The sequence below is a fragment of the Phocaeicola fibrisolvens genome (genome assembly GCF_025567125.1).
GTDB classification, from domain to species: domain Bacteria; phylum Bacteroidota; class Bacteroidia; order Bacteroidales; family Bacteroidaceae; genus Phocaeicola; species Phocaeicola fibrisolvens.
Genome location: NZ_JAOQJI010000107.1, coordinates 1 through 550 on the forward strand (window position 1 = coordinate 1; position 550 = coordinate 550).

Annotated in this window: 1 protein-coding gene; it reads right to left on the reverse strand. The window is 59.3% G+C overall.

Annotated elements, in window-relative coordinates; genetic code table 11:
• The coding region (locus tag OCV81_RS17710) for a transposase (RefSeq protein ID WP_148331136.1) at positions 1-550 on the reverse strand (550 nt) is incomplete at both ends.

The following is a 550-nucleotide window of genomic DNA, read 5'->3' on the forward strand; positions in this document are numbered from 1 at the left end:
TCCTCCTTCATCCGCATGAACGTGGCGTCGGGGTCTGTCTTGGAGTAGCTGTTGCGCCCGTCGAGAATCTTTCCCTGGGATTCGTATTTCCTGAGCTGTTCGGGCCATGCCTTCCTCACGCGCCGGACCTTGGCCTTCACTTTCCGGTCCGCATCCGTTCCCTCCAGAGCTTCATGTATCTGTTCCAGCGCCCTTTCCACCTTCTCGGGGGTGATGTCCTGGTAAGTGACGGGAGCGGAGTCGCGCAGCTCCTGCTTGGTGACGGACTCGGCGTACCGCCATATCTCCTCAAGCTGTTCCGCAATTCTGGAGATGCGGGTGTGGATGGACTCGCCCCAGACGAACGTATAACGGTTGGCGTCCGCCTCCATCTTCGTCCCGTCGGTGCAGGCCACGTCCAGACTTACAAAGCCCTCCGCCACAAGGAACTTCACGATGGTAGCGAAGACGGTCTTGAGCACATCCTTCAGCCGGCTGCTGCGGAAACGGTTGATGGTGTTGTGGTCAGGCACCCTGGTACCGGTCAGCCACATGAAGCGGATGTCATTGC